Raw genomic sequence first — 24,743 nt, 5'->3', positions numbered from 1 at the left:
CGTCAGATGCCAGCGGCGCAGCGTGCGCGCACCCTGCCCCGCTGCCACGGCCGCACGCGCATGCTGAGCGGGCACGCGGCGAACCTCGCCACCTGGAGTATCTGCGCGCTGGCCACGGCCGGGGTGATCGCGCGGCCGTTCAAGCTGCCCGAGGCGCTGTGGGCGGTGGGCGGGGCGTTGCTGCTGATGGTGCTCGGCCTGATGCCCGGCGCCGAAGCCTGGCATGCGGTCCTGAAGGGCTACGACGTCTACCTGTTCCTGATCGGGATGATGCTGCTGTCGGAAACCGCGCGCGCCGAAGGCCTGTTCGACTGGGTGGCGACGCATGCGGTGAACCTGGCCAAGGGCTCGCCGCGGCGCCTGTTCGCGCTGGTGTTCGGGGTCGGCATCGTGGTCACCGCGTTCCTGTCCAACGACGCCACCGCGGTGGTGCTGACCCCGGCGGTGTACGCCGCCGCGCGCAAGGCCGGGGCCAAGCCGCTGCCGCTGCTGTTCGCCTGCGCGCTGATCGCCAACGCCGCCAGCTTCGTGCTGCCGATCTCCAACCCCGCCAACCTGGTGCTGTACGGCGGCACCATGCCGACGCTGGGCGCATGGATGGCCGCCTTCGCGCTGCCGTCGCTGCTGGCGATCGGGGTCACCTTCGGCATGCTGTACTGGGCCGAGCGCAAGGACCTGCGCGGGCGCTGCGCCGAACGCGTGGACACCGCGCCGCTCAGCCGTGGCGGCGCCTTCGCGCTGGCCGGCATCCTCGCCACCGCGGCGTTGCTGGTCGGCGTCTCCGCACTGGGCCTGGAGCTGGGCCTGCCCACCTGCCTGGCCGGCCTGGCCACGCTGGCCGCGGTGTGCCTGGGCGGCCGGCAATCGCCGCTGCCGCTGGCCAAGGCGGTGTCGTGGGCGGTGCTGCCGCTGGTGGCCGGGCTGTTCGTGCTGGTCGAGGCGCTGCAACGTACAGGGGTCATCGGCGCGCTCGCGCAGGCCTTGGCCGGCGCGAGCGCGCAGTCGCCGCTGGCCACCGCCGGCGCGGCCGGCACGCTCTTGGCGTTCGCCTCCAACCTGATGAACAACCTGCCGGCCGGGCTGATCGCCAGCACCACCATCGCCCAAGCACATCCGCCGCAACTGGTGGTCGATGCGCTGCTGATCGGCGTGGACCTGGGCCCGAACCTGTCGATCACCGGCTCGCTGGCCACCATCCTGTGGCTGACCGCGATCCGCCGCGAGGGCGAGGACGTGGGCTTCTGGCGCTTCCTGAAGGTCGGCGCGCTGGTGATGCCGCCTGCCCTGCTGTGCGCGCTGGGCGCACGCCTGCTGCTGGGCTGAGCGGCCCGCGGCTGTTCTGTAGGAGCGGCTTCAGCCGCGACGAACGCAAGCACGACGCTTTGCGTTCCTCCAAAAATGCAGCGCTCTCTTCTGCCTACATCGCAATGTCCGCTTCAGGTCGCGGCTGAAGCCGCTCCAACAGGAAGCGCAGCGCCCTGCCCTACCCGCGCAGCCGCCGCGCCACGCCGCTGACCAGCGCGATCGCAGCGGTCAGCGCGGCCATCGACAGGAACTGCGCGCGGGTGTCGGCCGAGGCCACCAGCAGGCCGAAGATCAGCGCCAGGATCGCCAGCGCCAGCACGGTCAGCACCGGATAGCCGCGCATGCGGAACGGCAGGCGGGTGCCGGCACGGTCCGCGCGCGCGCGCAGAATCAGCTGCGACAGCAGCGAGATCGTCCACACCAGCAAGCAGGTCGCGCCGACGATGTTCAACAGCACCGGCAGCACCCGGTTCGGATACAGCAGCTCCAGCACCGCGGCGACGAAGCCGAACAGCACGCTCGCCAGCACCGCCAGCAGCGGTACCTGGTGGCGGCTGGTGAACGCCAGTGCGCGCGGCGCCTCGCCACGCTGCGCCAGCGAGAAGATCATCCGCGAGGCGCCGTACAGATTGGCGTTGAGCGCCGACAGCAGCGCGATCACCGCGATCAGGGTGATGCCGGTGGCCGCGCCGGGGATCCTGGCCGCCTGCAGCACCGCGGCGAACGGCGAGCTCAGCGCCTCGCTCTGCCACGGCACCACCGCGATGATCACGCTCAGCGAGCCGATGTAGAACACCAGGATGCGCCAGGCCACGGTGCGGATCGCGCGCGCGATGCTGCGCTCCGGGTCGGCGGTCTCGGCCGCCGCCACCGCCACGATCTCGGTGCCGCCGAAGGCGAACACCACCACCAGCAACGCCGCGCCGATGCCGGCGGCGCCCTTGGGCGCGAAGCCGCCGTTGCCGGTGACGTTGGACCAGCCCGGCGAGGCCACGTTCGGCAACCAGCCGGCCAGCAGCGCCACGCCGATCAGGATGAAGGCGATGATCGCCACCACCTTGAGGATCGCGAACCAGAATTCGAATTCGCCGAAATTGCGCACGCCCAGCAGGTTGATCGCGGTGAACGCGGCCATGAACACCACCGCGACCAGCGGCACCGGCAATGCCGGCCAGACCGTGGCCAGCAGGCCGGCCGCACCCACCGCCTCGGCGGCGATCACGATCACCAGTTGCAGCCACCACAGCCAGCCCACCGTCGCCCCCGCGGTGGCGCCCATCGCATCGGCGGCATACACCGAGAACGCGCCGCTGGCCGGCTTGGCCGCGGCCATCTCGCCCAGCGCGTTCATCACGATGATCACCAGCGCGCCGGCGACCAGGTAGGAAATCAGCACCGCCGGCCCGGCCGCGTGCACACCCACGCCCGAGCCCAGGAACAGCCCGGCGCCGATCGCGCTGCCCAGGCCCATCATGATCAGTTGCCGCGGTTTCAGCGCATGGCTCAGCGCGGGCGTGGCGGACGTGGCAGCGGGACCGGGAGGCATGGACGGATGCGGCATCGGGTTGGTCGATCGGCAGGAATCCCGACACGATACCGCGTCGCGATGGCGGCGTGCTCGCTTGCGTCTGTCGAGGCGATCGGGATGGGCCATTGCCTTGGCGGTTAGGCATCGGCGGCGAGCGTGTGGCGATCGCCCGTCCGGCAACTGGTGATCGGCCACGGCCGACCGCGAGGCCGCTTGTCGCGCGAAGAGCGCACGTTGCCACCCGGACGTGGACGCGTGCCCGCTTGATCGCTCTTCCCTTCCCTGCCCCTCCCTGCCCTGCCCCTGCCTGTCCCACCCCCTTCCCTGCGCGGCCTATGCACGAGCAAGCGCGCGCTCGGGGCACGGGTGACACGCCAAGTTCGGAAATACAAAACCAGCGAATTTCCTCGCACATCGCGCATGTCATTGATTTTCGGTATTGACAGCGATACTAACGTCAGAAATACTGAACATGCGTCGGATTGGGAGCCCGCCTCGACGACCGGAGTCCGCGCCGCGGATGGCGCTGCACCGGTCGCACCGCGAGGCTCCGCCCGCACGCGTGATGGCAGGCCGGGAGACGGCCTGCACCGAGCGGCCTGGCCGGAAAGGACCACGGCTGCCGCCCGGCCTCTGGCGCACCGGTCCGCTGCATCAAGACAAGGAGAGACACCCATGTTCAAACCCCTGTTGACCCTGGCCGTCCTGGCCGCCGCGTTCGCGGCGGCGCAGACCCACGCCGCCGGGCAGAAGCTCGAAGCCAACGACGTCGTCCAGGGCCTGGGCGACCGCGTCCCGGCCGGCAAGAAGAACGTCAGCCTGTCGCCGCTGTTCAAGGTCTACACGTTCGAGAAGTCCGGGCTGAAGTTCGCGCAGATCAACTCGTCGAAGGACGACGTGATCACGGTGATCGCGGTCACCCCGGGCGCCGAATCGCGCCTGCCGATCGGCTCGGCCGCCGAAGAGCAGCTGATCGCCGTCAACGACGAGAAGGACCGCCCGCTCGGCATGGTCACCGCCGCCGCGAGCTGCCCGTGCAGCGCCACCGTGGTCTACCAGGACGCCAACAACACCATCGTCGTGGTCTACGGTTCCAACGGCGAATACATCACTTCGTACGTGATCCCGCGCACCAAGGCGCCGGCCGCACCGCAGTAACGCGCGCGTCCAGCATCCGCGCCGCGACCGGCAACGGCCGCGGCGTTTTCGTTGCAGGCCCAGGCGTCGGGATGCGAAAACACCGTGCGGCCGATCCATGGCCGCATGCATTCCGGACGTAAAAAAGCGCACGCCAGCGCCACTGGCGCGGCGGACGCCATCCGCTTTGCATGCCTCCGCGTCGCGGCGCGGGCGGCGGCAACCGCTACTGGCTCAGTGCAGTTGGTTGCCCGACAAGACCTGTTGCACCACCAGCAGCGCCGGATCGCGAGCATCCACCTGCTGCAGGCGCTGCTCCAGTTCCTCGCTGCTCAATACGCCCTCGCGGTGCAGCCATTTGAAACGGTTGCGGCGCTGTTCGGGATGCTCTTCGGCGAGCATGACGTCGTACTCGCGCCGCAAGTAGCTGGCGCGGCGCTGTTCGAGCTGCGCGACGATCCGCTCGCCGTCGGCATTCTTGATGACCAGCAGGTTGCCCTTCTCGGTCGGAATGATCAGGTAGTGGGTCACGATCAAGTGATAGGCGGCATAGCAGATCATGCCGACCCACAGCCAGAACGAGGGCGTGAACGCATGCGATTTCAGCGAAGCCATCACGGTCAGCACCAGCCCCAGCACACCCCACAGCATGCCGGCATTGCGCAGCCACTGATTGCGCTCGGTCAGGGTCTGGCGGTCGCGGCCGATGTCGCCGTAGCCCACCGAGAAGCTGCGGCTGCCGGAGCTGTCCTGTACCGAATAGTGCACTTCGTCGTCGCCGAAGACATAGCCGATACGGTTCGAAAAACGGCGTTGCTGGATGTCCACGATCGTCCCTTGATCTGCGACACCGGCCCCCTGCCGGCGTCCCCGCGGCAAATATAGCCAAAATCGCCGCGCTCCGGTGCCGCGCGCGACATTCGCCTCACGCTGGCGCGGCAGCAGCGCTCAGTGTCCCCAAGCGATGTCCGCTTGCGCATCGAGGCGCTCCGCCAGGCGCACCCGCCCTGGCGAAAGGCAATGCGGCTTACACCAGGCGCAGGGGCGCGGCAAACCACTGCACGATCGGTCGCACCAGTAGGGCGCCATGCCCGCACGTCGGCGCATGGCGCCGACGCATCGCGCTACGGTCCGCCCGGCGCCGCGTACTGCGGCTGCTGGGCTTGCGGCTGCGTGCGGTGCTGCTCGTCGTACGCGCGCACCAGGTTGTGCTGGTCGGTCTGGTAGACGGTCTCGCGCATGTCCGGCGCCGGCGCGTTGGCGTCGATCTGGGCACGGAAACCGGGGGTCTTGCCGCTGACGAAGATCTGATCGTTGTGCAGCGTCGCCGTGCCGAGCTGGTCGACCCGCTCGATGCCTTCGGACTTGGCCGCCAGCATCGCCTGCGCGACCTTGGTGTCGGACACCTCGGCCGGCAGTTGCGCGCGCAAGGCGTCGAAATACGCGCGGTCCTGATGGCCGGGCGGAAATCGGTCCTGGGCCTGATCCTGCAGCCGCGAGACGTCGCGGTTGATGCGGTCCACGTCGCCGCCGGTGACCAGGTCGCGCTGCGGGTCGCCCTGCGCCAGTTGCAGGCGCGGATCGTCCGGATACAGCTGGCGCAGGCGCGGATCGGACAGGCCGGTGGCCAGTTCGCCGTTGCGCAGCGCCGCGTAGGTGCGCTGGGCCAGGTCGGGCGCGTCGGCGGCGGCATCGCCCAGGCGGCGGCCGGCCTCGTTGTTCCACAGGTCCATGCGGTGTTCGTACGGATCGTTGGGATGCGCCGCGCCGATCTCCGCGTCGTTGCCGAAATGGCGCGCGACCCACTGCATGCCGCCGGCGACCTGGGTGACGCGGCCGCTGGTATAGGCATGGCGGAACGCATCGAGCTCGTCGTTGTGGCCTTGCGCGGCGAAGCTGCCGTCGGGCCGCCTGGCCAGCGGCGTGCCGCTCAACTGCTCGTAGTACCGATAAGCCTCCTGCTCGATCTCCCGCTTGGCGCCTTTCGGGTCGGTGATGTCGACCATGACTAGCCTCCCTGACGACTCTTCTGGAATTCCACCGGGCCGGTGTATCCGGGATATTTCTTCCTGACCACGATCCTGTCGCCCGGGCCGAGGCAGGCATCCTCCAGCGAATCCTGCACGTGGCCCTCGTCGACGAAGAACTCCTCGTAGGGCAGCGACAGCACGCGCTCGTCGCCGTCCACGGTGAACTTCAGCAGCAGCGCGTCGTCGCGCTCGAAGCACAGGCGCTGCCATGCGAATGTGGTGAGCGCCGAAGCCGGCACCTCCACGGCATCCCGGCCACCCAACAACGTGGTGACCTGCTGCGCGAATTGCTCTTTGGAAAGCGAAGGATCGGCCATGGTGCATCCTGCGGTCGAGACGAGAGAAAGGATCAGCAACGCGGCGCGGCGCAATCGGCGCATCGGCATTCGCAAGCCTGCAGGGCCTACGGCGCGGCAGCGCGCGCGCAGCGCGAGGGAACTGGCGTCGGACATGGGACGTGGCTCCTTCCGCCGTCGATGACGCATTCTGGGAGATCCGCGCACCCGACTCAAGCGCGGAGGCCGCGGCCCGGGAGGCGCATCCCGAATGGCGGCGGGCAGGCCCGCGCCGCGGACGCAGGCGCCCCGGTTGTCCGGGGCGCCAGGGAGGTTCGCGTTACTCGGCCAGGTTGGTGCCGGCGCCGGCCGTAGCGATGACTTTGGCCTTGACCTGCGCGGCCGGAATCGCGGTGTACAGGTAGCCCAGCGGCTCGGGGAACACCTTCGACGAGATCCAGGTGGTGGCGTTGGCGTAGGGCTTGCTGGTGCTCTCGGGCACGGTCCAGGTGATGCCGCTGCCGACATGGTTGTTGACCAGGTCCCAGTAGCCGATCGCGGTGCTGTCGCGCGAGGTGACCGGGTTCTTGGCGTTCTCGAAGTAGTTGGCCTCGATCAACGCCACCCCGCCCATGCGCACGTTGATGCCGGAGGTGAGCACGTTGTTGAAGTAGTTGTTGTAGATGTGGCTCAGGCCGCGGCGTTGCAGCGGCAGCCGCGATTCCACGTTCTCGAAGCGGTTGTGGTGGTAGGTGGTACGCGCCGCGGCATTCTTGGTGTCGTTGTCGCTGTAGCCGTTGAGCGCGACCTTCTGGTAGTCGTGCACGTAGTTGTACGACACGGTGACGTGGTGGACGCCCTTCTTCATGTCGATGCCGCCGTCGAAGGAGGCGTCGCCGGCGCCGGCGCACTTGGTCAGCGAGGCGAACAAGGTGTTGTGGTCGACCCAGATGTTGGACGGCTCGCCAGTGGAATTGCCTTCCAGCGAGATCGAGTCGGCGTCCTCGCCGCCGCGCAGCAGGCCGATGGTCATGTTGCGGATGATGATGTTGTGCGCATTGCCCACCACCCACAGGCCGAAGTTCGCCGACGAGCCGTTGGCGCCGCGGATGGTGATATTGCTCTTGTTCTTGATCTGCACGGTCCTGGCCGGCAGCTGCCACTGCGCGCACACGTTGCCGATGCTGGCGAAGTCGAACTGGCCGGTGTAGTTCAGCACCAGGCCGCCGCTGCCGGAATAGTTGTTGATCGCGGCCTGCATCGCCTCCATCGTGGCGACGTTGATCGGCACAGCGTTGCCGCCGCCGGTGGTGGCGGCGCCGTAGCCGATCGGGCCGGCGATAGCGGGCGATACGCACAACAGCGAGGCAAGCGCGAGCATGCCTGTGAGGGACTGGGTGTTCATCGGACTCTCCCATCTTGCAGCGAAAAGCGCCTGGCGCCCTGCGCGGAACGCGATGGGCGATGGCACGGGGCGTGGGGGCCGGGCGCAGTCTTGGCGCGAGCCGGCGCAGGCGCAATCCCCTCAAATCGGGAAGCTAGATCCGCTCCTACGATCGGCGAGCGAGACAGGCGAAGCGGACACGAACGGACAGACGGGGACAGACAACGACAGCCGCAGACAGGCGTGCGCCGCGCGATCGCGCGCGACACTGCACATGTGCCGAACACGACGAAGAACCGCGGCGCAGCGTCGTCCGCACGCCGCTCGGCGCCACCTGCCGAGCGCGCTCGCTACGCGGTGGAGACAATCGCGCGTCATTGCCACGCCTGCCCCCCATGCAGCCGATGTTGCGCGTGCAGCATGCACCGGCGCACGCGATGTCGGCCGGCCGCCGTCGCCAACGACCGCCCGGACGATTGGGAACGCTACGGGCCGGCCGGCGCCGGCGCGATCCTGCCGTGCTCGCGCGCCGCCCACGCCGCGCGCTTCTGCACGGGACCGAGCAGCGTGGTGGCGCGACTGTTGTGCGGGCGTGCGGTGTAGAGGATCCACTTGGGCAATCCGGGCAGATCTGAATCGGCGTACGCGGCACGCCCGTGTTCGAAGCGCAACAGGCGATACACCCAGAACAGGTGCGGCTTGCGGTCGCGGCTCAGCGACGCATCGGCCCAGACCGGCACCAATTGCAGCAGTCCGCAACCGGCACGGTGCGGCAGCAGCCGGTAATCGTCGGCAGTGGGTTCGTGGGTCTCCACGTCGATCGACCGATAGCCATTGCCGTCGGACAGCAGCACCCGGCGCCAGGCGTTGCCGCCGGCCAGGCCGACCCCGCCGCTGCCGAGAGTGACGACGAAATCCGGTCGCCGGTCGCGGTTGAGGTCCATCGTTTCCACGCCATGGAACCCCATCTGCCCGCCGCTCAAGGCGACCGGCGCGACCAGGGCGCGATCGTGCGCATCGAACAGCTGCAGCATCGGCATATCGGTGAAATCGAGCTGCAGGCGGATGCCCGCATGGCGGTAGGTCGACATCCCACCCCAGCGCACCTCGCCGCCATCGGCCGGCTCCAGCGCCTGCACCTCGCATGCCGCGCGCGGCGGCGTGCCGGCCCAGGGCGGGTACTGCGGATGCCAGGCGCCGGCCAGCGGCGCGGCGGCCAGCAGACACAGCAGCGCGGCCAGACGCGATGCGGCGCAGCGCCATCGCCGCAACAGGCGTGCGCGTGGCGGCGACGCCATCGCATCGATCCGGCGCGCGCGGATGACCCATGCAACGCGCGACGCCATGCTCGGTACTACAGCGCTACATGAAGCGATCGCCACGGCGGCATCGACACTTGCTGGCAAGAACCTTCTCCCTGCGTGCGAACGCACGCGGACGCACGCGGACGCGTGCGGAGCGGCACTATCGCCGCGCCGGCGGCACTGCGCAAGCGGCACGCAGCCGCCACGCGCCGCGCAGCCCACGGCCTCAACTCACCGCGTCGATCTCGTTGTCGCCGCGGTCGGCATCGGGCAGGCGATGATCCGGATCCAGGGTCACGTGCAGCACCTTCTGCGTGCTCGGCACGCGGATCTGCGGCTGGGTCTGCTGGATCCAGGTTTCCACCGGCACGCGCTGGTCGAGGTGGCTGCCGTCGGCGAAGTCGATGCGCAGCGTCGCCGGCATCACCAGCTTCTGCCTGCTCTGCAAGGTCACCAGCAGGCCCTTGGCCGGATCGTGCCCGACATAGCTGGCCGCGCGCACGCCCATGTCCAGCTGCCAATTGTTGAGATACCAGCCGCGCCACCACCACGCCAGGTCTTCGCCGGATTCGCTTTCCATCAGCCGGAAGAAATCCGACGGGGTCGGATGCTTGTACGCCCAGGTGGCGATGTACTTGCGGAACGCCGGGTCGAAGCGCGCCGGGCCGAGGATCTGTTCGCGCAGCAGCACCAGGCCCAGCGCGCCCTTGAAGTAGGTCAGCGAGTGCCGGTAGGTCTCGCTGGTGGCGTCGGCGCGATCCAGCAGGGTCGGCGCCTGCGCGTCGGCCAGCAGCGGCAGGATCTCGTCGACCGGGTTGCCGCCCTTGGGCGCGTACTCGCTGTCGCGCTTGGGCGCGAATTCGCCATGGTTGATCGCATCGGAGGCGTAGACGTCGATGAAGGTGTTGAAGCCTTCGTCCATGAACGCGTCGCGGCGCTCGTTGGAGCCGACGATCATCGGAAACCAGCCGTGGCCCAGTTCGTGCGCGGTGATCCAGAACAGCTCCTTGCCGCCGTCGTGCATGTCGTCGAAGACGATGCCCGGATACTCCATGCCGGCGCCGTGACCGCCGAGGTTCACCGCCACCGGCCACGGATACGGATACCACCGCGAGAAGTGCTCGATCGAGGCCTTGACGAACTCGGTGGAGCGGTCCCATTTGTCGGCGCCGACGCCTTCGCGCGGATACACCGACATCGCCAGCGCGTGCTTGCCTTCGGGCAGGTCGATGCGCGCGGCGTCCCAGACGAACGCCGGCGAGGCGGCGAAGGCCACGTCGCGGGTATGCGCCATGTGGAAGCGCCAGGTCTGGGTGCCGCTGGCGGTCGGCCGGCTGGCCGCATCGCCGATCTCGGCGGCGCTGCGGATCGCCACGGTGCGGTCGCTGGCCGCGGCCTGCGCCAGGCGCTGGCGCTGCGTGGCGGTGAGCACCTGCGCCGAGTTCGTCAGTTCGCCGGAACCGGCGACCAGATAGTTCCACGGCACCGTCACCGCGTAGTCGAAGTCGCCGTATTCCAGGTAGAACTCCGCACCAAGGTAGGGCTGGGTGTCCCAGCCGCGCTGGTCGTCGTACACCGCCATGCGCGGATACCACTGCGCGATCTCGTAGATGTCGCCATCGCCGGTCGGGGTGATCGCGGTGCGTCCGCCCCAGGTGCCGGGCACCGTGTAGGCGTAGTCGATATGCAGCTTCAGCGCCGCGCCGGCGCCAGCCAGCGGCTGTGGCAGGTCCACGCGCATGCGCGTGTCGTCGATCAGGAACGTGGCCGGCACGCGCTTGCCGCCCTGCTCCACCTCCACCCTGGCGATGCGGTAGCCGTCGGTAGCCGGCGACGGCGCACGCTCCTCGCGCGCCGGGCGCACGCCGCGGGCGCGCGCGTCGGCGCGGTAGAGGTTCTGGTCCAGCTGCAGCCACAGCACGTCCAGCGTGTCCGGGCTGCGGTTGCGGTAGGTGATGGTTTCCTGGCCGCTGAGCATGCGCGTGGCCGGATCGATGCTGGCGTGCAGGTCGTAGTCGGCGCGGTTCTGCCAGTACAGCGGCCCGGGCACGCCGCCGCCGCTGCGATAGGCGCTGGCCGGCTGCGGCAGCTGCAGCGGCGCGAACAGGGCGAGCGGGTCGTAGCCGCTGGCGGCAGCGGGCGCGGCGGCGACCGGCGCGGCGGCGTTGGCCTGGGCGAGGACGAGAAGCGAGGCGCAAGCCGCGGCGAAACCGGCGCGGCGCAGGGCATGGATCATGGGGGCGTCCGTGGGGAGGATCGCCCCCGATGGTAGGCCGAATCGGGGTGGCGCGGATGTGCCGATCGCCACCCGCAGCGCCGGGGTTCCCACAAGATCCGTCGCGATCACACGACGGCGATCACCCCAGCAACGTCTCCAGCACCGCCATGCGCACCGCCACGCCGTTGGCGACCTGGCGCAGCACGCACGACTGCGGACCGTCGGCCACCTCGTCGGTGATCTCCACGCCGCGGTTGATCGGCCCCGGGTGCAGCACCACCGCGCCCGGCGCGGCGCGGCGCAGGCGTTCGGCGGTGAGGCCGTACTGCGCGTGATAGCCCTCCAGCGAGGACACCAGACCTTCCTCCATGCGCTCGCGCTGCAGGCGCAGCATCATCACCGCGTCCACGCCGTCGAGCATGGCGTCGAAGTCGTCGCCGACCACGCAGCCGTCCAGGGTGCCGTCGTCGGGCAGCAGCGCCTGCGGGCCGCACACGCGCACCTCGCCGGCGCCGAGCGTGCGCAGCGCGTGCAGGTCCGAGCGCGCCACGCGCGAGTGCTTGACGTCGCCGACGATGACCAGCTTGAGCTTGGAAAAATCGCCGCCCTTGGCATGGCGCAGGGTCAGCATGTCGAGCAGGCCCTGAGTGGGATGCGCGCTGCGGCCGTCGCCGGCGTTGATCAGCGCGGTGCCCTCGCCTGCGGCCTCGGCCAAGCGCTCGACCGCACCATCCTCGGGATGGCGCACGACGAAGCCGCGCACGCCCATCGCTTCCAAGTTCTTCAGCGTGTCGCGTGCGGTCTCGCCCTTGCGCGTGGACGAGGTCGAGGCGTCGAAGTTCAGCACGTCCGCGCCGAGCCGTTGCGCGGCCAGCTGGAACGAGCTGCGGGTGCGCGTGGACGGTTCGAAGAACAGCGTGCACACCGCGGTGCCGGCCAGCACGTTGCGCTTGCCGACCCGGCCCACCGCCGCGTCGCGGATCTGCCCGGCGCGGTCCAGCAGTTGCAGCAGGGTCGCGCGCGGCAGGCCTTCCAGGGTCAGCAGGTGGCGCAGGCGCCCGTTGGAATCGAGTTGCGGGTCAGTCATGGCGGGTCCGGGCAGGGAATCAGGAAATGGGCGTGGCGTCGTCGGGCGCGGCCAGCCAGCGCTCGATGATCACCGCGGCAGCGACCGCGTCCAGCGCGGCGGCGTCGCGGCGGCGCTTGCGGCCTTCGGCGCGGTCCACGGCGAAGCGCTTGGCGGCCTCCACCGAGCTGGACCGCTCGTCGACCAGCACCACCGGCAACTTGTAGCGGGCGCCGAGTTCGCGGGCGAAGGCGTGCGCGCGCTTGCGGTTGGGTTGGTCGGCGCCCTCGAGGGTCAGCGGATCGCCGACCACCAGGCCGTGCGGGCGCCATTCGGCATGCAGGCGATCCAGCGCCGGCCAGTCCGGCCCCTGCGCATGCACGTCGACCACGGCCAGGGCGCGCGCGCCGCTGCCGAAACTGCTGCCGACGGCCACGCCGATGCGGCGGTTGCCGACGTCGAAGCCGAGCACGGTGCCGTCGCGGCGGATCGTGCCGGCGGCGGCGCTGTCCGCGGCGGGCGTGCCGGGCTCAGGCATGCCCGCTGTAGTCGGTGAGGCGGAACAGGTCCACGCCGATGCGGCCGGCGGCAGTCTGCCAGCGCCGCTCCAGCGGCAGCTCGAACAGCAGTTCGGCATCGGCCGGCGCGGTCAGCCAGCTGTTCTCGCCCAGTTCGTATTCGAGCTGGCCGGCGCCCCAGCCGGCGCAGCCCAGCGCGACCACCGCATTGCGCGGGCCGTCGCCGCGGGCCATCGCCTCGAGCACGTCGCGCGAGGTGGTCAGGAACAGGCCGTCGCCGAAGGCCAGGCTCGAATCCCAGGCGCGCTCGCCGTCGTGGATCACGAAGCCGCGCTCCGGATGCACCGGCCCGCCGCTGAGTACCACCTGCTCGCGCAGGCGCTCGTCGATGGTATCGATGCCCATCTGCGACAGCACTTCGCCAAGCGTGTATTCGGAGGCGCGGTTGACCAGCACGCCCATCGCGCCGTTCTCGTCGTGCTGGCAGATCAGCGCCACGCCGCGTGCGAAATTGGGATCGGACAGCGCCGGCAGCGCGATCAGCAGCTGGTTGGCCAGGGGGGTAGGCAAAGCGGACATGGCCCCATTCTATCGTCCCTCCCGGGCGCGCGCTGCGCCGGGCCGGATCGGGCTGCCATAATCGCCCGATCGCGCGTCACTGCGCCGCCAAGGATGCTGAATCGTATGGACACTTCGCCCGACCTGCCGCGCCAGACCCGCGCCTTCATCGTCCTGGTGGCGCTGCTGCAGGGCGCGCTGATGTACCTGGCGCAACGCGGCGCAGAGACCGGCCTGTGGCCGTTCGGGACGCTGGGCGGCCGGGTGTGCTGGTACACCCTGGTGCTGACGGTGCCGTCGATGACCCTGCTGTCGGTGCGGCACCTGAACGAGCTGCGCCTGTGGCAGCACGTGATCGCGGTGGCGCTGCTGGTGGCGGCGCTGTCCGGCTGGGCGGCCTGGAGCGCCACCGGCGCGCCCGGGCTGCGCAGCACGCAGGTACTGGGCCCGTTCGGCGTGACGATCGCGCTGGCCATGTTCGTGCTGCTGCCGTGGCTGCAGTGTCGGCTGCAGCATGGCCAATGGCAGGCGCCGTACCGCGAGCTGTTCGAACACGCCTGGCAGAACGCGCTGACCCTGGCGCTGGCCGGGCTGTTCGTCGGCATCTGCTGGCTGGTGCTGAGCCTGTGGGGCGCGCTGTTCGCGCTGGTGAAACTGAACTTCTTCCGCGATCTGTTCCGCGAAACCGCCTTCATCTACCTCGCCACCGGCACCATGTTCGGCCTCGGCCTGCTGATCGGCCGCACCCAGCAGCGCGCGGTGCAGGTGATGCGGCAGATCCTGTTCGCGATCTGCACCGGGCTGTTGCCGCTGCTGGCGTTCGTGGCGGTGCTGTTCGCGCTGAGCCTGCCGTTCACCGGGCTGCAGCCGCTGTGGGAAACCCGCGCCGCGGCGACCATCCTGATCGCACTGGTGGCGGCGCTGGTGGTGTTCGTCAACGCGGTGTACCAGGACGGGGCGGCCACCCCGCCCTATCCGCAATGGCTGCGGCGCCTGATCGACGCCGGCCTGCTGAGCCTGCCGCTGTACGCGGTGCTGGCGCTGTACGCGCTGTGGCTGCGCATCGATCAGTACGGCTGGAGCGCGGAGCGGTTCAGTGGCGCGCTGGTGGCGGTGGTCACCTGCGGCTATGCGTTCGGCTACGCGTGGGCGGTGCTGCGTCCGGGCGGACACTGGCTGCGGCCGCTGGCGCCGGTCAACCGGATCATGTCCTGGGTGGTGATCGGCCTGGCGCTGGCCAGCGCGTCGCCGTTGCTGGATCCGTACCGCATCGTCGTCGGCAACCAACTGCAGCGCCTGGCCGACGGCCGCACCACGGCCGCGGAGATGGACCTGTCCTACCTGCGCTTCGACAGCGGTCGCCGCGGCTACCGCGCCATGCAAGCGCTGCGCGACGCGCCGGCCTTCGCCAACGACCCGGTACAAAGCGAGCGCCTGCAGCGCACCCTGCAACGCACGCAACGCTGGGGCGACGAACGCAGCGACGCGCGCGAGCACGCGCGCATCGCCGACCCCGTCCAGCTGCGCCAGCACATTCCGCTCGCCGCCGGCAGCGCCGATCCCGGCGCCGACTGGTGGCAGGCACTGCTCGCCGGCCAGTTGCACGACGGCGACTGCCGGCAGCGCGACAGCCGCTGCGTGCTGTTGCTGCGCGACCTGGACAGCGACGGCAGCGACGACACGCTGCTGTGCAACGAGAACGAGACCTACGGCATGGAGTGCCGCCTCCACGCGCGCAGCCAGGACCGCTGGCAGGACGCGGGGCGGGTGCATTTCTTCGCCCGCGACGCCAAGCGCCAGGATGCGCTGCTGGAGACGCTGCGCGCCGGCAAGCTGGAACTGGCGCCGCGACGCTGGCCGGACCTGAAACTGCCGGATACGCAGCGCGCCGAGGTTTCCCCCGAAAACCAAGACCAGGACGATTGACGGAGCCGGCACAGCATGACCACCTATTGCGACATCGCCCCGGGCCACGCCTTGCACGGCCCCTACCACGACGACGAGTACGGCGTGCCGCAACGCGCCGAAGCCGAGCTGTTCGAGCGCCTGATCCTGGAGATCAACCAGGCCGGGTTGAGCTGGGAGCTGATGCTGAAGAAGCGCGCCGGATTCCGCGCCGCCTACGCCGAGTTCGACGTGGACACGGTCGCCGCCTACGGCGAGGCCGACGTGTTGCGCCTGCTCGCCGATCCCGGCATCGTCCGCAACCGGCTCAAGGTGCAGGCCGCGATCCACAACGCGCAGGTGATCCAGGGCCTGCGCGCATCGCACGGCGGTTTCGCCGCATGGTTGGACGCGCACCATCCGCGCGACAAGGCCGACTGGATCAAGCTGTTCAAGCGCACCTTCCGCTTCACCGGCGGCGAGATCACCGGCGAATTCCTGATGAGCCTGGGCTACCTGCGCGGCGCGCACCGCGAGGATTGCCCGGCGTTCGCGCGCATCGCGCGGCTCGATCCGGCGTGGATGCGCAAGGCATGAGCCAGCGCACGGCGCGGATGCGGACGCATGCCGTCGACACCGCGCCGCTGCGGATGCGCCAGCCATGGCGGGTGGCGACGGTCGCGCTGTTCGCCTTGGCCGCCTGCACCGCAGCGCACGCGCAAGCCGCCGACGCCACGACGACGTTGCCGCAGGTCCTGGAGCGACTGCGCCTGGAGATCGAGGCCGTGCCGGCCACCGATCCCACCCCGATCGACACGGTGCTGCAGCGCCATGCCGACCGCACCGCCCTGAGCTTCGATATCGTCACGACCGGCGACGACGGCGAACCGGCGCCAGCGCCCGCGCAACCGCCCGGCGTCGCCGATGCCGAGTGGCAGGCCTTGCGCAGGTACTGGGGACCGGCGGGCAACGTGCAGAACGACGATTCCGAGAACGGCTACCACCGCTACACGCTGGTCGACCTGGACGAGGACGGCCAGCGCGATCTGCTGGACACGGCCTACGTCGGCGGCACCGGCCTGTTCACCGAGATCGCAGTGCTGCGGCGCGACGCCGCGCACGGCTTCGCCGCCATCCCCGGCAACGCATCCGACGCCGGCCCGGCGGCCGGCGTGTTCAGCATCAACGGCCGCGGCGGCGACCAGGCGCTGTACTGGCTGCGCATCGACGGCCGCAGCTATGCGGCCTATCGCGACGGCGACTACCTGCAGGACACGCTGAGCCTGTCGCGCCCGTTGTCGGCGCTGCCGGGCGAACGCGCCAGCGCGCGCGTGCTGCAGGTGCGCTACCGCTACCGGCATACGCTGGCGCCGCCGCCGCAGGACCCGGCGCAGGCCACGCCCGAGAACCAGGACAGCGCCCGCTGGCTGGCGCAGCACCCGCAGTTGCGCGCGGTCGCGGACCGGCAACTGCAGCAGCTCGGCTTCGACGCGCAGGGCCGGCAGCGCAGCCCGGATGCGAACGCACGCTGCCCGGTTCCGGCCGAGGTCGACGACGCCGAAGAACGCGCGCAATGGCCGTGGCACGACGCCGGCCACTACACCTTCGACTACGTCGCCGACCTGCGCCTGCGGCAGGGTGCGGAGTGCTACAGCGCCAGCATCGTCGCGTTCCGCAGCAGCTACCTGACCTCCTACGAAGACTGCTGCGCGCTGTGGCTGTACGCCGCGCCGGGCCGCCAGGCGGCGACCCTGCCGCTGCTGTCCAGGCGCGAGCGCGCCAGCGTCGCGGTGATCGCGGCCGCGCCGGCCGCGCAGTGAACGCCACCGGCTGACACGCCGCTGCGCGCGGCCAGCGCGCTCGACACCGCCTTGCCGCGACCTGCACGGCGCTTGCACGCCGGCGCCGGCATGGTCGGTGCATGAGCCTGCGTATCGGAATTTCCGGATGGCGCTATCCACGCTGGCGCGGCGTGTTCTATCCGTCCGACCTGGTGCAGCGTCGCGAGCTGGAGTACGCCGCGCGCTGTTTCCGCTCGGTCGAACTCAACGGCTCGTTCTACTCGCTGCAGACGCCGAAGAGCTACACCGCCTGGCATGACGCGACGCCGCGCGACTTCGTGTTCGCGGTCAAGGGCCCGCGTTTCGTCACCCACCTGAAACGGCTGCGCGACTGCGAGCAGCCGCTGGCCAACTTCTTCGCCTCCGGCCTGCTCGGCCTGGGACCGAAGCTGGGGCCGTTGCTGTGGCAGCTGCCGCCGTCGCTGGCCTTCGACCACGCGCTGCTCGACGATTTCCTGTCGCTGCTGCCGCGCACCAGCGAGGCCGCGCTGGCGCTGGCCGGCAAGCGCGACGCCAAGCGCATGCACGAACGCAGCCTGCTGACCATCGACCGCAACCGGCGCCTGCGCCATGCGCTGGAAGTGCGCCATCCCAGCTTCGCCACGCCCAAGGCGATGGCGCTGCTGCGCAAGCACCGCGTGGCCGTGGTGCAGGCCGACACCGCCGGCAAGTGGCCATACCTGGAAGACGTGACCGCCGATTTCCTGTATCTGCGCCTGCACGGCGACGCGCAGCTGTACGCCAGCGGCTACAGCGACAAGGCGCTGGACGCCTGGGCCGCACGCATCGACGCCTGGCACCGCGGCGGCGAGCCGGCCGATGCGCAACGCGCCGGGCCGGCCGCCGCACGGCGCACGCGCCGCGACGTGTACTGCTATTTCGACAACGACATGAAGGTGCACGCGCCGTTCGACGCGCGGCGCCTGGCGCAGCGGCTAGGTGTGCCAACGCCGTGCCCGGATCGCGCACAACCGCTGGACGCGGCCGAAGAGGATTGAGCGATTCGCTACGCGGTCGCGCCGGGCATTGGCCGTGCTTCGGCCGGGCATTCAAGGAAAAGGCGCACCGTCACCGCGACCAGCGCGCCTGCCAGAACGGCGCCTGCGGCCAGCGCCGTTCGCGCGCATACAGCGCGTGGCGCAGACGCAGGTGCTCGGTGAACCGGGCGAACACGCGCTCCTGGTAGCTTGCCATCGCCTCCGGCCCCGCGCCGTGCAGATGTTGCGCAAGCGCCTGACCCGCCGCCTCGCCGTCCTGCAAGGCCTTGACGATGCCCTGCGCGGCGAGCGGATCATAGGCACTGGCGGCATCGCCCACCGCCAGCCAGCGTTCGCCGACCACGCGGCTCAGGATCGCCGCCGGCGCCAAGGCCGCCAACAAACCGCCGTTGTCCGGCAAGGTCGCCTCGCCCTGCTGCAGCCAGCGCGCAACGTGCTGCGTGTCCTTGGCCGCGGCCAGCCACACCGCGGCATCGCGGTAATGGCGTTGCCGCGCGGGATCCACTGCCAGCGCCACCACCATCCGCTCTCCCGGCAGCTTGGCCGCATACCACCAGCCGTCCTGGCAGGCTTCCAGCAAGGCCTGCGACGGGATCGCGTCGGGACGCTGCAGCGCGAACACGGCGGCGACGAACGCCAGGCAATCGACCTCGTTGCGGGCCACGCCCAGCCGCCGCACCGCGGCCGCGGCGATGCCGCTGGCGTCGACCAGGAACCCGGCCTGCAGCTGCCGATGGCGGCCATCGCCATCGCGCAATTCCAGCAGGTAGCCGCCCTGCTCGGTGCGGCTTGTCCCGCAAAGGCGCAGACCACGCAGCACGCTGCCGCCACGCGCGGGCACTGCCGCGGCGAGCATCGCGTCGAAGGCGCTGCGGTCCACATGCCAGCCCTTGCCTTGGCCGGCGACGATGAAATCGTTGTAGCCAAGCTCGGGCTTGCCCCAGCTGGCGCAACTGCCGGCCGAGGACAACGGCGCCTGTGCCAGGAAGGTGTCCCACACGCCCAGGCGCTGCAGCACGGCGGCGCCATTGGGCGCAATCGCCTCGCCCAGCCGCCAGCCGGGCGCACGCCCCAGATCGACGACTACCGTGTCCTCGACCCCGTGCGCGGCCAGCGCGAGCGCGGTGGCGCAGCCGGCGGTGCCGCCGCCGACGATTACAACCGCGTGGCGGTCGCTGCTCGCCGTGCCGCTGGCCGGCGTACGCGCCGCCATGCCCAGGATCAGCGCTTGGGCGGCGTGTACTTGGGGATGTCCGCCATCGGCCATGGCGCCACGTAGTCGCTGCCGACATCGAAGCGGCTCTGCACTTCCAGGAAGATCTCCGCGGGATAGGCCGGCTTGCCGTCGGCGGCCGGAATATGCGCGCCGCTGATCACGAAGCCGACCTTGGCCCAGTTGTCGACGAAATCCTGGTACTGCTGGAAGCGCCCCACTTGCGCCGGATAGTCGCTGTCGGTGCCGTTGCCGCGGACCGAATACACCTGCTGACCCACGCTCCAGGTCAGATCCCCCGGATCGAAGGTGCACAGCGAGACCGGATACACCGCGAACGGCCGCTCGGCCGGCCACGACCAGAACAAGGTGTTGTTCGCGCCCGGATTGGGATCGGGCAGATGCGTGGCGCAGGAGTTGTAGTCGGTGTGCCAGGGGACCGACATGAACTTGGATACGTCGCCCGGCTCCACCGGCTGGGTCTGCAGCGGCACGTAGCCGAAGCTCAGGAACGGCGCGCCAGGCGTCGCCTTGCTGTAGTCCAGCGGTGCCTGGCGCACGCGGAACGGCCCGCAATCCTGTGCCTGCCAGTCCTGCACGTAGAGGTTGACGTCGCGGATCGGGAACGACACCTCGATGCCCGGGCTGTAGCGGCCGCCCAGGCAGTTCTCCAGGGTGATGCGATCCAGCGTCTCGCCCGGTCCCAGCGCCGGCCCGGCGCCTTGCGCGTAGGTCTTGTTGTGCCACTGGCCGAGCAGGAAGTACTGGGTCGGGCTGACAGTCAGAAAACTCTTGGCCGCATCGCCGAGCGACAGCGGCATCATCGGCGAGCCGGTCTTGATGTCGGCCGCGGAGGCCGGATCGCGGATCAGCGTCTTCAGGTTGGGAATCTTGACCGTGGGATCGTCGCTGGGGGTGATCGCACCGATCATGTCGTGGCCGCGGATCGCGGCGGACGGCAGGTTGGTGTTCCAGCGCTGCAACATCGCCGCATGGAAGATCGGCTGGATGTCGTCGCCGAAGGACGGCTGGTAGTTCGCGACGAACCCGCCGCCCGCGTACAGCGACGGCACCAGCGCCAGCTCGCGCACCCACACGTCGTAGACGTCGTCCCAGGTCGAGACCACGTTGCGGGTCTGCGGCGCGTAGCCCGGATCGCCGGTGACGTACCACGCGCCCTGCACGCTGGCGGTGGAGCCGTCGTCGAAGAGCAGCACCGCGTTGACCGGGCCGTCGGCCGCGTCGTCGAACCACAGGCCGTTTTCGGTTGCGTCGTTCAACGGCGGCCAGCTGCCGTCCTGGCCGATCACCGCCACCGTCCTGGCGAAGCCGCCGGCGACGACCAGCGCGCCGTCCTGCTCCACGCGCAGGTCGCCCAGCGACTCGATCGGACCGAGCGGTTCGTGCAGCTGATGGAAATCGGCGGGGAAACTCTTCGGGTAGTCCACCGCGGTGATGGTCCCGGACGCATCGGCGTAGGCGGCCTGGGTCTGGGCGTCGAAGTCGATGACGCTGCCGGTTCCGCTGGCGGCGCTGATCGCGCGCGGGCCGGGATCGATGACCAGCTGGCGCAGGCGGGTCGGATCGTGGGGATCGCTGTTGCCTGCATACTCCGGATTGCGCAGCTGCAGCGGGCTCTGCGGCGAAGGCGGATACGCCTCGATGCCGATGAACAGATTGCCTTTGCTGACGGTCGAATAGTTGTTGAGCTTCTTGTTGGCCAGATGCACGGTCCAGACGATGTCCTTGACCGTCCTGCCGTCGATCGTGCTGCCCACGTCCACGCGCGTGCCGCCGCCGTTGGGGTAGGTGCCGGAACTGCCGCTGGGATAGGCGTAGATGTGGAAACGCGCGGCCTGGCGCTTGACGTTTCCGTCGGCATCGCGGAACTGGTCGGCGGTGATCGGCGTGGACTGGGTACCGGGCTGCACCGGCAACCCGCCCATCAGGCCGTCGGCGCCGCGCGCGCCGGCCGCGGTGACCGGCGCCAGATAGAATTCCTGGCTATCGCCGACGCGGCCGATGCCGATCGTCGGATGCACTCGAAACACGTTGCTGGACATGGTGATCTGCTCCTGATCCGGATGAAGTGGCGCGCCTCAGCGCTGCGAGGCCGGCCGCGGCGCCGGCGGCGCCTTTTGCGGCAACTGCGCCTGGAAGTAGTCGTTGATCACCACGTGGCTGAGATTGACGTTCAGCCCCGGCAACGACTGCGCGCGCGGATCGGGCGAAATCACCTGGGTGGTGTTGTGGCAGGCGAAACAGTTGTCCTGCGTGCTCTGCACCTGGGTAAAGGTCTCGATGGTGGAATTGGACAGCCGCATCGAGCCGGTGAGCAGCGGCGATGTGCCTCCAGTCGGTACGCACTCCAGGGACGAGCCGGGCTGGAAGGTGCAGTTGGGCTGCAGCGCGTCCAGCTGGTTGAACCAGATCGCACCGACCTCGAAGTAGTTCTTCCACACATCGTTCAACTGGCTCTGCGCCGAGGCGTTCATCGACATGATGTTGGGGATATTGCAGTCCGTCGCCCCGGGCGGACACGGCTTCTCCCCGCCGTACGGCACCATGCGGCACACCTGGGTGACCGGGCTCAGCGTCTGCGTCTGCGCATTCAAGGTCAGCGCACCGGAACCGGCTGCGTTGAGATTGCACTGCTTGAACGGCGTGCCGGCCTGATAGAACGTCCAGTCCTTGCCGGAGACGATGTCGTTCGGCTGCATCTTCTCCATCGGCTGTGGCAGGTCCGGCGCATTGGCCTGGTGTTCGAAGGTCGCCCAGATCATTTCCGGATGGCCGTTGACCGTGCCGCCGATATGGAAGCCGACCAGCGCCACGGTCTGGGTTTCGCTGTCGGTGGTGGCGACGATCTTGCCTTTGCGCATGGCCAGCTTCGCGATCTGCGCTTGGCGCGTATAGAACGTCGACACGTCCTCGCCCGGCTGCACCACCTTCCACGCCGCCTTCAGCGTCATGCTGTCCACCGGAAAGGCCTTTTGCGGATCGAATCCACGCAGCGCCTGCGGATCTTCCAGGTTGTTGCTGGCGATGAACTGGCCGAAGACGTCGTTGGAGTGGATCGAGTAATAGATCGCGCGTCCCTTGCGATCCACCAGCACACCGTCCGGCCCCGCCTGATCGATCAGCTCCACGGTGCGCGCCTGCTGCGAGCGGCCGATCAGCGGATCCAGCACGCCGTCGGCGACACCGCCGATGCCGTCGGTGGGCATGGTCAGGAAGCGCGGCTGCCCGCCCACGTCCTGGGTCAGCCACAGGAACGCGTTCCACGACCACTGATGGAACTCGCAGTTGCTGCTGGACGCGAATCCGGCCGAATCCGGTGGCGGCGTGTTCGCGTGCGGAAACCAGTCGGCTTGCGGCAGGCATGCGGCCGGCATGGGTCGGGTCGCCGTCGCCGACGGACGCGCCACAGGCGCAGGCCCCTGGTCTGGACCGGTGGGAGAATGGTTCACGGCCGAACACGCCATGACCAGGATGCAGGCAACCGCCGCGAACCCTATCGCACGCTTCATCGCATTCTCCTTCGGTGCTCGAAAGACAGCTGAAAACGCCACTTCCATGACGGCGCGCGGCCATGCGGCAGCTCGCGATGCCGAACCGGCAAGCGCTGAAATATCTAGATCGGTTCCCCCATCGCAGGCACGATGACTCCCGTGCATCGCGTCATGTCATCGCGCGTATTTCCCTCGCCTGCGCAGCCAGCATGCGCCGCCGTCGCGCGTGCCCACAAGGCCATTTCGTAGACACACCGGATATCCCGTAGACAGTTGCATCCGGGCTGAGCACTTCGCGCGGGGCACGGCGGCGCAGTGACGGTAGCCGAATCGGTCGTGTGGCCGCGCGGAATGGAATGCGCGTCAATGCAATGCGTCCGACGCGCGCTTTCGCGAACACGGCTGCAGCGTGCAGGGAAGCGGCACGACATCGTTGCGCGCTTCGCCACGGCATCGGCATTCGCCTTCGCCGTTCGATACGACGCGATCCACATCGTGCCGCGCGCGCCGCGCAGCAAGCGCAGCGGCGAGACGCTCACACGCCCATGTAGCGCCCGGAACGGTGGTTGAACATCAGCACCAGGCTCAGCACCACCGCGCCGATCGCCGAGTACAGCACCTGCTGCGGCGCCAGCACGAAGAACGCGATGAGCATCAGCGCAGCGTCGAAACTCATCTGCACCTTGCCCGCGCTCCAGCCGCGACTGCGCTGCAGGTAGACCGCCAGGATGCCCACGCCGCCGAGACTGGCGCGATGGCGGATGAAGAACAGGATCGCCAGCCCGACCAGCGCGCCGCCCACCAGCGCCGAGTACAGCGGCGTCATCGCCGAATACTGCGCCCAGCGCGGCAGCAGATCGGTCAGCGCCCCGCACGCGGCGACCGCGACGAAGGTCTTCAAGTGAACTCCCAGCCCATGCGCCGCACCGACAGCCAATAGAACGGCAGGTTCACCAGCACGAACATCAGCCCGAAGTTCCAGCCCAGCGCGTAGTGCAGCAGGAACGCCACCCCAGCCATGCCGCCGATCATCAGCCCGCCCTGGGCGAACACCGCCAGGCCCAGCGAGGCCACCAGCGTCGCCAGCAGCATGCCCTGGACGTCTTCGGCCACGCTGTGGCGCAGCGCCTGCGCATCGAGCGCAGTGCCGGCCGAATCCGCCGGCGGCGTCAGCGGCCCGGAGGTGACGACGGTGCCGTCGTCGGGCAAAGGGTCCAGGTCCGGACGCAGATCGGAATCGGGGAGGCTCACGGGAATGGGCACGACGGGGGGTGCGGTATTAGACACCAAGCGGGGTGGTGGTTGCAGGTGAAACCGCCCGAACGCGCCGTGCCGGCATGGCCGCACGCGACATGTGATGCGACTGCCGGCGGCTGGGACGAAGCGCTAGGCGGAGCGCACCAGCACCATCACCGTGCTCACCACCACGCTCGACAGCACCAGCAAGGCCGGCGGCCCGGCGATCGCCAGCCACGCCCAGGTCCACGCGGTGAAGCGTTCCTGCGCGCTTGCAGGCAAGCCGCGAGCCCGCTTGAGAAGGGCCAATCGCCGGTTGACCACCAGCAGCGGCAGCCACGCGCACAAGGCCAGCAATGCCAGTGGGGACGGCGACACCGCCAGCAGGCTCACGACGACATAGGCCAGGGCCGGCAAGCACCAGCCCAGCGCGCCGAAGCGATGCGGGCCGGTCAACCGATCCAACGCGCGGAAACAGGCGAAGATCCAGATCAGCGAGAACACCGAACGCCACACCGGCGAGATGCGCCGGCGCCCGGAGATCAGGCGGATCGCCTGCCAGTTGCGGTAGAACCAGTACAGCGCATACCAGCCGAAGGTGGTGGCGCACAGTAGCGCCAGCTTGGCCGCCGACGGCGCGAACAGCGTGGACAGGGAAGCAGTGGCAGGGGCCCTAGCGGGCGCGGCATCAGGCAGCGCGGCGGCGGGGACGGCGTAGGGGTTGTCTATTTGCATG

At 69.6% G+C, this 24,743-nt stretch carries 20 protein-coding genes and 1 pseudogene; 6 read left to right on the top strand and 15 right to left on the bottom strand.

Annotation, left to right across the window (positions count from 1 at the left end; genetic code table 11):
- Positions 1-60: 60 nt before the first annotated feature.
- Positions 61-1,323 (top strand): arsenic transporter, encoded by a 1,263-nt coding sequence (locus tag J2Y70_RS12885; protein ID WP_309918083.1) that lies wholly within the window; start codon positions 61-63, stop codon positions 1,321-1,323.
- A gap of 160 nt (positions 1,324-1,483) precedes the next feature.
- Here the strand turns inward: J2Y70_RS12885 and J2Y70_RS12880 are convergent, their stop codons facing one another.
- Positions 1,484-2,866, bottom strand: a complete 1,383-nt coding sequence (locus J2Y70_RS12880; protein ID WP_309918080.1) for an amino acid permease — start codon at positions 2,864-2,866, stop codon at positions 1,484-1,486.
- A gap of 642 nt (positions 2,867-3,508) precedes the next feature.
- On the opposite strand from J2Y70_RS12880, the gene J2Y70_RS12875 reads away from it, so the two are divergent.
- Positions 3,509-3,991 (top strand): hypothetical protein, encoded by a 483-nt coding sequence (locus J2Y70_RS12875; RefSeq protein WP_309918077.1) that lies wholly within the window; start codon positions 3,509-3,511, stop codon positions 3,989-3,991.
- Between the two features lie 213 nt (positions 3,992-4,204).
- On the opposite strand, the gene J2Y70_RS12870 is transcribed toward J2Y70_RS12875, so the two are convergent.
- From J2Y70_RS12870 to J2Y70_RS12830, 9 genes are all read right to left on the bottom strand, one after another.
- Positions 4,205-4,798 (bottom strand): hypothetical protein, encoded by a 594-nt coding sequence (locus tag J2Y70_RS12870; RefSeq protein WP_309918075.1) that lies wholly within the window; start codon positions 4,796-4,798, stop codon positions 4,205-4,207.
- 296 nt (positions 4,799-5,094) lie between these two features.
- On the bottom strand, positions 5,095-5,976 hold the full coding sequence (locus J2Y70_RS12865; RefSeq protein ID WP_309918073.1) for a hypothetical protein: 882 nt from the start codon (positions 5,974-5,976) through the stop codon (positions 5,095-5,097).
- A 2-nt stretch (positions 5,977-5,978) separates the two neighbouring features.
- Positions 5,979-6,452, bottom strand: coding sequence for a hypothetical protein (locus tag J2Y70_RS12860; RefSeq protein WP_309918071.1), 474 nt, complete (start codon positions 6,450-6,452; stop codon positions 5,979-5,981).
- A gap of 163 nt (positions 6,453-6,615) precedes the next feature.
- Positions 6,616-7,680, bottom strand: a complete 1,065-nt coding sequence (locus J2Y70_RS12855) for a polysaccharide lyase family 1 protein (RefSeq protein WP_309918068.1) — start codon at positions 7,678-7,680, stop codon at positions 6,616-6,618.
- A gap of 464 nt (positions 7,681-8,144) precedes the next feature.
- The gene (locus J2Y70_RS12850; RefSeq protein ID WP_309918065.1) at positions 8,145-8,957 is read right to left on the bottom strand and encodes a hypothetical protein; all 813 of its coding nucleotides are present in this window, start codon (positions 8,955-8,957) and stop codon (positions 8,145-8,147) included.
- A 232-nt stretch (positions 8,958-9,189) separates the two neighbouring features.
- Positions 9,190-11,199 (bottom strand): M1 family metallopeptidase, encoded by a 2,010-nt coding sequence (locus J2Y70_RS12845; RefSeq protein ID WP_309918061.1) that lies wholly within the window; start codon positions 11,197-11,199, stop codon positions 9,190-9,192.
- Between the two features lie 121 nt (positions 11,200-11,320).
- Positions 11,321-12,268, bottom strand: a complete 948-nt coding sequence (locus J2Y70_RS12840; protein ID WP_185815715.1) for an aspartate carbamoyltransferase catalytic subunit — start codon at positions 12,266-12,268, stop codon at positions 11,321-11,323.
- A 19-nt stretch (positions 12,269-12,287) separates the two neighbouring features.
- Positions 12,288-12,785: a Holliday junction resolvase RuvX gene (gene ruvX, locus J2Y70_RS12835; RefSeq protein WP_309918057.1), complete on the bottom strand. Its 498-nt coding sequence runs from the start codon at positions 12,783-12,785 to the stop codon at positions 12,288-12,290.
- Positions 12,778-13,344: a YqgE/AlgH family protein gene (locus J2Y70_RS12830; RefSeq protein ID WP_263395259.1), complete on the bottom strand. Its 567-nt coding sequence runs from the start codon at positions 13,342-13,344 to the stop codon at positions 12,778-12,780. The genes ruvX and J2Y70_RS12830 overlap by 8 nt, the downstream gene beginning before the upstream one ends.
- A gap of 105 nt (positions 13,345-13,449) precedes the next feature.
- Between J2Y70_RS12830 and J2Y70_RS12825 the strand changes: the two genes are divergently transcribed.
- The 4 genes from J2Y70_RS12825 to J2Y70_RS12810 all read left to right on the top strand — a co-directional run bounded on the left by J2Y70_RS12825 (position 13,450) and on the right by J2Y70_RS12810 (position 18,046).
- On the top strand, positions 13,450-15,249 hold the full coding sequence (locus J2Y70_RS12825; protein ID WP_309918053.1) for a DUF4153 domain-containing protein: 1,800 nt from the start codon (positions 13,450-13,452) through the stop codon (positions 15,247-15,249).
- A 15-nt stretch (positions 15,250-15,264) separates the two neighbouring features.
- Positions 15,265-15,804 carry a DNA-3-methyladenine glycosylase I gene (locus J2Y70_RS12820; protein ID WP_309918051.1) on the top strand — a complete coding sequence of 180 codons (540 nt, stop codon included), beginning with the start codon at positions 15,265-15,267 and terminating at the stop codon, positions 15,802-15,804.
- On the top strand, positions 15,801-17,027 hold the full coding sequence (locus J2Y70_RS12815) for a hypothetical protein (protein ID WP_309918049.1): 1,227 nt from the start codon (positions 15,801-15,803) through the stop codon (positions 17,025-17,027). The genes J2Y70_RS12820 and J2Y70_RS12815 overlap by 4 nt, the downstream gene beginning before the upstream one ends.
- Before the next feature lie 101 nt (positions 17,028-17,128).
- Positions 17,129-18,046, top strand: coding sequence for a DUF72 domain-containing protein (locus J2Y70_RS12810; RefSeq protein WP_309918045.1), 918 nt, complete (start codon positions 17,129-17,131; stop codon positions 18,044-18,046).
- A 70-nt stretch (positions 18,047-18,116) separates the two neighbouring features.
- On the opposite strand, the gene J2Y70_RS12805 is transcribed toward J2Y70_RS12810, so the two are convergent.
- The 5 genes and pseudogenes from J2Y70_RS12805 to J2Y70_RS12785 form a co-directional block, all read right to left on the bottom strand.
- Positions 18,117-19,259: an FAD-dependent monooxygenase gene (locus J2Y70_RS12805; protein WP_309918043.1), complete on the bottom strand. Its 1,143-nt coding sequence runs from the start codon at positions 19,257-19,259 to the stop codon at positions 18,117-18,119.
- 8 nt (positions 19,260-19,267) lie between these two features.
- On the bottom strand, positions 19,268-21,322 hold the full coding sequence (locus J2Y70_RS12800) for a LodA/GoxA family CTQ-dependent oxidase (RefSeq protein WP_309918040.1): 2,055 nt from the start codon (positions 21,320-21,322) through the stop codon (positions 19,268-19,270).
- A gap of 36 nt (positions 21,323-21,358) precedes the next feature.
- Positions 21,359-22,654, bottom strand: coding sequence for a hypothetical protein (locus tag J2Y70_RS12795; protein ID WP_309918037.1), 1,296 nt, complete (start codon positions 22,652-22,654; stop codon positions 21,359-21,361).
- A 652-nt stretch (positions 22,655-23,306) separates the two neighbouring features.
- Positions 23,307-23,863 (bottom strand): annotated as a pseudogene (locus tag J2Y70_RS12790) (YitT family protein).
- Between the two features lie 294 nt (positions 23,864-24,157).
- Positions 24,158-24,742 carry an MFS transporter permease gene (locus J2Y70_RS12785; RefSeq protein ID WP_309918034.1) on the bottom strand — a complete coding sequence of 195 codons (585 nt, stop codon included), beginning with the start codon at positions 24,740-24,742 and terminating at the stop codon, positions 24,158-24,160.
- Position 24,743 lies beyond the last annotated feature (1 nt).

The organism is Xanthomonas sp. 1678, assembly GCF_031455575.1.
Taxonomy (GTDB): domain Bacteria; phylum Pseudomonadota; class Gammaproteobacteria; order Xanthomonadales; family Xanthomonadaceae; genus Xanthomonas_A.
The sequence above is the reverse complement of the archived record's forward strand: the minus strand, read 5'-3'. Positions and strand labels throughout refer to the sequence as shown.

Bases quoted from the DNA above. Each gene is read 5' to 3' on its own strand.
- J2Y70_RS12865 (WP_309918073.1), bottom strand. From the start codon at position 5,976: ATGGTCGACATCACCGACCCGAAAGGCGCCAAGCGGGAGATCGAGCAG.
- J2Y70_RS12860 (WP_309918071.1), bottom strand. From the start codon at position 6,452: ATGTCCGACGCCAGTTCCCTCGCGCTGCGCGCGCGCTGCCGCGCCGTA.
- J2Y70_RS12885 (WP_309918083.1), top strand. From the start codon at position 61: ATGCTGAGCGGGCACGCGGCGAACCTCGCCACCTGGAGTATCTGCGCG.
- J2Y70_RS12810 (WP_309918045.1), top strand. From the start codon at position 17,129: ATGAGCCTGCGTATCGGAATTTCCGGATGGCGCTATCCACGCTGGCGC.
- J2Y70_RS12855 (WP_309918068.1), bottom strand. From the start codon at position 7,680: ATGAACACCCAGTCCCTCACAGGCATGCTCGCGCTTGCCTCGCTGTTG.
- J2Y70_RS12850 (WP_309918065.1), bottom strand. From the start codon at position 8,957: ATGGCGTCGCCGCCACGCGCACGCCTGTTGCGGCGATGGCGCTGCGCC.
- J2Y70_RS12845 (WP_309918061.1), bottom strand. From the start codon at position 11,199: ATGATCCATGCCCTGCGCCGCGCCGGTTTCGCCGCGGCTTGCGCCTCG.
- J2Y70_RS12875 (WP_309918077.1), top strand. From the start codon at position 3,509: ATGTTCAAACCCCTGTTGACCCTGGCCGTCCTGGCCGCCGCGTTCGCG.
- J2Y70_RS12800 (WP_309918040.1), bottom strand. From the start codon at position 21,322: ATGTCCAGCAACGTGTTTCGAGTGCATCCGACGATCGGCATCGGCCGC.
- J2Y70_RS12815 (WP_309918049.1), top strand. From the start codon at position 15,801: ATGAGCCAGCGCACGGCGCGGATGCGGACGCATGCCGTCGACACCGCG.
- J2Y70_RS12825 (WP_309918053.1), top strand. From the start codon at position 13,450: ATGGACACTTCGCCCGACCTGCCGCGCCAGACCCGCGCCTTCATCGTC.
- J2Y70_RS12840 (WP_185815715.1), bottom strand. From the start codon at position 12,268: ATGACTGACCCGCAACTCGATTCCAACGGGCGCCTGCGCCACCTGCTG.
- J2Y70_RS12785 (WP_309918034.1), bottom strand. From the start codon at position 24,742: ATGCAAATAGACAACCCCTACGCCGTCCCCGCCGCCGCGCTGCCTGAT.
- J2Y70_RS12830 (WP_263395259.1), bottom strand. From the start codon at position 13,344: ATGTCCGCTTTGCCTACCCCCCTGGCCAACCAGCTGCTGATCGCGCTG.
- J2Y70_RS12820 (WP_309918051.1), top strand. From the start codon at position 15,265: ATGACCACCTATTGCGACATCGCCCCGGGCCACGCCTTGCACGGCCCC.
- J2Y70_RS12795 (WP_309918037.1), bottom strand. From the start codon at position 22,654: ATGCCGGCCGCATGCCTGCCGCAAGCCGACTGGTTTCCGCACGCGAAC.
- ruvX (WP_309918057.1), bottom strand. From the start codon at position 12,785: ATGCCTGAGCCCGGCACGCCCGCCGCGGACAGCGCCGCCGCCGGCACG.
- J2Y70_RS12805 (WP_309918043.1), bottom strand. From the start codon at position 19,259: ATGGCGGCGCGTACGCCGGCCAGCGGCACGGCGAGCAGCGACCGCCAC.
- J2Y70_RS12880 (WP_309918080.1), bottom strand. From the start codon at position 2,866: ATGCCGCATCCGTCCATGCCTCCCGGTCCCGCTGCCACGTCCGCCACG.